The following is a 5,633-nucleotide window of genomic DNA, read 5'->3' on the forward strand; positions in this document are numbered from 1 at the left end:
TGGAGGCGACGACCGGAATCGAACCGGTGTGCACGGATTTGCAATCCGCTGCGTAACCACTCCGCCACGTCGCCGCGCAGTGCGATCCATCTAGCAACGCGGGCGCGCGCCGGCAAGGGCGGGAAACGCGCCCTGCCGCGTTGCCCCGGCGGGGGAAATGTGCGATCCCTCGGCCGACCCGTCCGGTGCAGGGACTGCCGCATGACCGACTACGCCGCCGCCCGCGAAGCCATGGTGGACCGCCAGGTGCGGCCCGCCGACGTCACGCTCTATCCCATCATCGCCGCCATGCTGGCGGTGCCGCGCGAGGCCTTCGTGCCCGACGCGCGCCGCCCGGTCGCCTATCTCGGCGAGCATGTGCCGCTGGCGCCGGGGCGGGTGCTGCTCGACCCCAGGGTCTTCGCCAAGCTGCTCGACGCGCTCGACGTCGGGACGGGCGACCTCGTCCTCGACCTCGGCTGCGGCCTCGGCTATTCGACCGCCGTGCTGGCGCGGATGGCCGATGCGGTGGTGGCGGTCGAGCCCGACCCCGAGATGGCGGCCGAGGCCGAGCGGCTCCTCGGCCAGCATTCGGTCGACAACGCCGTGGTGCAGGCCGGGCCGCTCGAGGCCGGGGTGGCCGAGCACGGGCCCTTCGACGTCGTCATCCTCGAGGGCGGCATCGAGCTGCTCCCGCCGGCGATCGAGGAGCAGCTCAAGGTGGGCGGGCGGATCGCCGCGATCTTCATGCAGGGGGCGGGCGGCCAGGCGCGGCTCGGCCTCCGCACGCCGCAGGGGATCACCTGGCGGCGTATCTTCGATGCCACGGCGCCGGTGCTCCCCGGCTTCGCGGCGGTGAAAGCATTTGAATTCTGAGCCGATGCACCGGATAGTGCATCCACGAGCCCGGTTCACGGGCCAGCAGGCGAGCAGCGTCCGGGGAATGGTGATGCACAGGCTGTCGTTGAAGTCGCTTCTCCTCTCGGGTGCCGTCGCGGCGGCCCTGGCCCTCAGCGGCGCGGCCGAAGCCGACTCCCTCGCCGACGCCCTGGTCAAGGCCTACCAGACCAGCCCGCTGCTCGATTCCTCCCGCGCCGCCCTGCGCGGCGTCGACGAGAACCTGCCGCAGGCGCGCTCCGCCCGGCGCCCGCAGGTCGGCGTCTCGGCCTCGCTCAGCAGCCAGACCACCGCCGAGGCGATCGAGGACCAGCTCTACAGCAGCCAGGCGTCGCTCAACGCCTCGCTCCTCGTCTTCGACAACGGCCAGACCAAGGCGGCGATCGAGTCGGCCCGCAACCTGATCGCCGCCGGCCGCGCCGATCTCAAGGGCATCGAGCAGCAGGTGCTGTTCGATGCGGTCGAGGCCTACGTCTCGGTCCGCCGCGACCAGGAGTTCGTCCGGCTGGCGCGGAACGACGTCCAGCGCCTCGACGAGACGCTGACCGCGACCCGCAACCGCTTCGACGTGGGCGAGGTGACCCGCACCGACGTCAGCCAGAGCGAGTCGCGCGCCGCCGCCTCGCGCTCCACCCTGGCCGCCGCCGAGGGGCAGCTCGCCATCTCGCGCGAGTCCTACCTCGCCGTCGTGGGTTCGCCGGCCGACAACCTCGAGGCGCCCCCGCCGCTGCCGCAGGTGCCCGGGACGCTCGATGCCGCCACCGCCATCGGCCGCCAGCGCAACCCGGCGATCATCGCCGCCCAGTTCAACGAGCGCGTCGCGGTCTACGACTTCGACCGCGCCCTCGCCGCCAAGGGGCCGCAGCTCGCCATCACCGCCGGCGTCGGCATCGAGCGGGACAACCAGAACATCCAGGGCTGGGACGGCAACAGCTTCGGCCAGGTCGGGGTGGAGGGCTCGCTGCCGCTCTACACCGGCGGGCGCAACGACAGCCTGGTGCGCCAGGCCCAGGCGCTCCTCGACCAGCGGCGCTTCGAGCTCAACGACTCGGCGCGGCAGGTGGTGCAGTCGGTGGGCGAGGCCTGGGCGCAGCTGCTGGTGGCGCGCGCCTCGATCGTCGCCCGCCGCGAGCAGGTCGAGGCGGCGCGCATCGCCGCCGAAGGCGTCGCCGAGGAGGCCCGCCTCGGCGCCCGCTCGACCCTCGACGTCCTCGACGCCGACCAGGAGCGGCTCGAGGCCGAGGCCGAGGTGGTCCGCGCCCTCGCCGACGAGTATATCGCCACCTACGGCCTCCTGCAGGCCATGGGCCTGCTCACCGTCGAGCACCTGAACCTCGGCATCGAGAGCTACAACCCCGACGTCAACTTCACCCGCGTGCGCAACGGCCCCTCCGGCGGCTACGACACCTCGGCCGTCGACCGCATCCGCGCCCGCTGGGAGAGGCGCTGAGCCGTGGCCGGCCGCGAGGAGGGGAGCGGGCGCGACGGCTTCCCCGAGGGCGAGTCGCTCGCCGAGGTGCTCGCCTCGATCCGCGCCCTCGTCTCGGCCGAGACCGAGGCCCGCAGCGCCGGCCCCGGCGAGACGGTGCTGATGCTGACCGCCGACATGCGCAGCGACGCCGGGGCGCGGCCGCCGGACGACGGACTCGCCGAGGGCCTCGGGGCGCCGGCCGGCCCTGCGGCCCCGAGCCTGGACGAGGCGGCGCTTCGCACCATGATCAACGCCATCGTGCGCGAGGAACTCCAGGGCGAGCTCGGCGAGCGGATCAACCGCAACCTCCGCAAGCTGATCCGCCGCGAGATCGCCGAGTTCCTCGAGGAACAGCGCAAGTCCTGAAGCCGGCCGGCTCCGGGGCGCGGGCAGGCGACGGGGAAGCGATGGTCTATCTGCCCGGACAGGCGCCGCCTCGCCATGCCGTCGTCCTCGTCAACCCGGGCGCCCGCCGCGGCGGCGACGCGATCGACGGCCTGCTGGCGAAGTTCCGCGCCGCCGGCATCGCGGTGCGCGAGTCCGAGCTCGGCTCGCCCGAAGAGATCGAGCGCCACATCCGCGAGGGCGGCGGCGAGACCGACTGCGCCCCCGACGGCGCCCCCGACGGCGCCCCCGACTGCGCAATCGTCTGCGGCGGCGACGGCAGCCTCTGCCTCGCCGCGCCCGGCCTCCTCGCCACCGGCGTCACCCTCGGCATCCTGCCGATGGGCACCGCCAACGACCTCGCCCGCACCCTCGGCATCCCCGACGACCTCGAGGCCGCCGCCGACATCATCATCGCCGGCCGCCAGCGGCGGATCGACCTCGGCACGGTGAACGGCACCCCCTTCTTCAACGTCGCCTCGATCGGCCTCAGCGTCGAGCTGGCGCGCGAGCTCTCCGGCGAGCTGAAGCGGCGCTGGGGCCGCGTCGGCTACGCGCTCGCCGCCCTGCGCGCGCTGCTGCGGGCCGAGCGCTTCTCCGCCCTCGTCACCGAGGGCGAGGAGACGCTGCGCACCCGCACCATGCAGGTCGCCGTCGGCAACGGCCGCTTCTACGGCGGCGGCACGGTGGTGGCCGAGGACGCCACCATCGACGACGGCCACCTCGACCTCTACAGCCTCGAGATCCGCAACGTCCTGCAGCTCGCGCTGATGCTGCGGAGCTTCCGCTCCGGCGCCCACGGCGCCTGGTCCGAGGTGAAGACGCTGCGCGGCACCGAGTTCGAGATCCGCACCCGCCACCCGCGCCCGGTCAACGCCGACGGCGAGCTGATCGCCGAGACGCCGGCCGTCTTCAAGGTGCACCCCGGGGCGGTCACCGTCTATGCCCCGCCCCCGGCCGAGGCGCCGAGCATTCGCCCTTGACCTCCGGCACCGCTTCCGGTTTGCCATCCGGGCGCCAGCCCGAGAGACCGCGATGCCCGACCTCCTGCTCGAACTCCTTTCGGAGGAGATCCCCGCCCGCATGCAGCGACAGGCGGCCGAGGACCTGCGCCGCCTCGTCACCGACGGCCTCGTCGAGCGCGGCCTCACCTACGCCCACGCCGCCGCCTTCGCCACCCCGCGCCGCCTGACGCTCGCCGTCGAGGGCCTCACCGACCGCTCGCCCAACCTGCGCGAGGAGCGCAAGGGCCCGCGCGCCGACGCCCCCGCCCCGGCGATCGAGGGCTTCCTGCGCGCGACCGGCCTCGCCCGCGCGGATCTCCAGACCCGCCCCGACAGGAAGGGCGACATCCTCGTCGCCGTCCTCGACCGGCCCGGGCGGCCCGCCGCCGAGATCGTCGCCGAGACGGTGGACGAGGTCGTCCGCGGCTTCCCCTGGCCGAAGTCGATGCGCTGGGGCGACGGCACGCTGCGCTGGGTCCGCCCGCTGCATTCCATCCTCTGCATCCTGACCCGCGAGGACGGGGCCGAGATCGTCCCCTTCGAGATCGACGGCATCCCCGCCGGCAACACCACCCGCGGCCACCGCTTCCACGCGCCCCAACCCTTCGCCGTCACCTCCTTCGAGGACTACGAGGCGAAGCTCCGCCGCGCGAAGGTCATCCTCGACCCGGCCGCGCGCGCCGACCGCATCGCCCACGACGCCCGCCAGCTCGCCTTCGCCGCCGGCCTCGAGCTCGTCGACGACCCGGGCCTCCTCGCCGAGAACGCCGGCCTCACCGAATGGCCGGTGACCCTCATGGGCCGCATCGAGGACCGTTTCCTCGACCTGCCGCCCGAGGTGCTGCAGACCTCGATGCGCGAGAACCAGAAGTTCTTCTCCCTGCGCGAGCCCGTCTCCGGCCGCATCACCGCCTATATCCTCGCCGCCAACCGCGAGACCGCCGACGACGGCGCCACCATCCTCGCCGGCAACGCCCGCGTCCTGACCGCCCGCCTCGCCGACGCCGAATTCTTCTGGCGGAACGACCTGCGCACCCCCCTCGCCGACATGGCGGCGAAGCTCGCCGGCGTCACCTTCCACGGCAAGCTCGGCACCCAGGCCGAGCGCATCGCCCGCATCGCCGCGCTGGCCCGCGAGATCGCCCCGCACGTCGGCGCCGATCCCGACCTCGCCGAACGGGCGGCGCAGCTCGCCAAGGCCGACCTCGCCAGCCAGATGGTCTTCGAGTTCCCCGAGCTCCAGGGCACCATGGGCCGCTACTACGCCGAGAGGGCAGGGGAGCCCCCCGCCGTCGCCGCCGTCGCCGCCGAGCACTACTCCCCCCTCGGCCCCACCGACACCGTCCCCACCGCCCCCCTCTCCGTCGCCGTCGCCCTCGCCGACAAGCTCGACACCCTCACCGGCTTCTGGGCCATCGACGAAAAACCCACCGGCTCCAAGGACCCTTTCGCGCTGCGCCGTGCAGCGCTGGGAGTCATTCGGATCATCCTTGAGAACCAAGTCACCGCGCCGCTAAACCCGCTGCTTTCCATAGCTCTTCGTGCGGTTCGCTCACGTGCCCCGATTGATCAGGAGGCCACTGCGGAGCACGCTGCGATTGCGCGAGAGTCTGGGTTTCAGGGCTATGTCGTGCCTAGGAGGTTCGACGTCACTCAGAAGAGGCAGGACCTCCTCGCCTTCCTCGCCGACCGCCTCAAGGTCCACCTCCGCGCCGAGGGCATCCGCCACGACGTCATCGACGCCTGCTTCCGGCTGGGCGGCCAGGACGACCTCGTCCTCCTCGTCGCCCGCGTCCGCGCATTGCAAACGTTCCTCGCCACCGACGACGGCGCGAACCTCCTCACCGGCTACAAGCGCGCGACCAACATCCTCGAGCAGGAGGAGAAGAAGGACGGGC

Annotated in this window: 5 protein-coding genes and 1 tRNA gene; 5 read left to right on the forward strand and 1 reads right to left on the reverse strand. The window is 73.0% G+C overall.

The annotated features are described in order from the left end of the window. A tRNA-Cys gene (locus Q0112_RS10655) sits at window positions 1–74 on the reverse strand. A 127-nt stretch (window positions 75–201) separates the two neighbouring features. Here Q0112_RS10655 and Q0112_RS10660 point away from each other — a divergent pair. From Q0112_RS10660 to glyS, 5 genes are all read left to right on the forward strand, one after another. Further along, a complete protein-coding gene (locus Q0112_RS10660) occupies window positions 202–855 on the forward strand; it encodes a protein-L-isoaspartate O-methyltransferase (RefSeq protein WP_297974997.1) in 654 nt (217 codons plus the stop codon). A gap of 73 nt (window positions 856–928) precedes the next feature. Next, entirely contained in the window at window positions 929–2,326 is a 1,398-nt protein-coding gene (locus Q0112_RS10665) for a TolC family outer membrane protein (protein ID WP_297974999.1), read from the forward strand. Between the two features lie 3 nt (window positions 2,327–2,329). Continuing rightward, entirely contained in the window at window positions 2,330–2,713 is a 384-nt protein-coding gene (locus Q0112_RS10670) for a hypothetical protein (protein ID WP_297975002.1), read from the forward strand. A 41-nt stretch (window positions 2,714–2,754) separates the two neighbouring features. Beyond that, the gene (locus Q0112_RS10675) at window positions 2,755–3,714 is read left to right on the forward strand and encodes a lipid kinase (protein ID WP_297975005.1); all 960 of its coding nucleotides are present in this window, start codon (window positions 2,755–2,757) and stop codon (window positions 3,712–3,714) included. 52 nt (window positions 3,715–3,766) lie between these two features. Beyond that, window positions 3,767–5,633, forward strand: a 1,867-nt coding sequence (gene glyS, locus Q0112_RS10680) for a glycine--tRNA ligase subunit beta (protein ID WP_297975008.1), incomplete at its 3' end; no start/stop codon positions are given.

The sequence above is a fragment of the uncultured Amaricoccus sp. genome (assembly GCF_937858865.1).
Lineage (GTDB): Bacteria > Pseudomonadota > Alphaproteobacteria > Rhodobacterales > Rhodobacteraceae > Amaricoccus.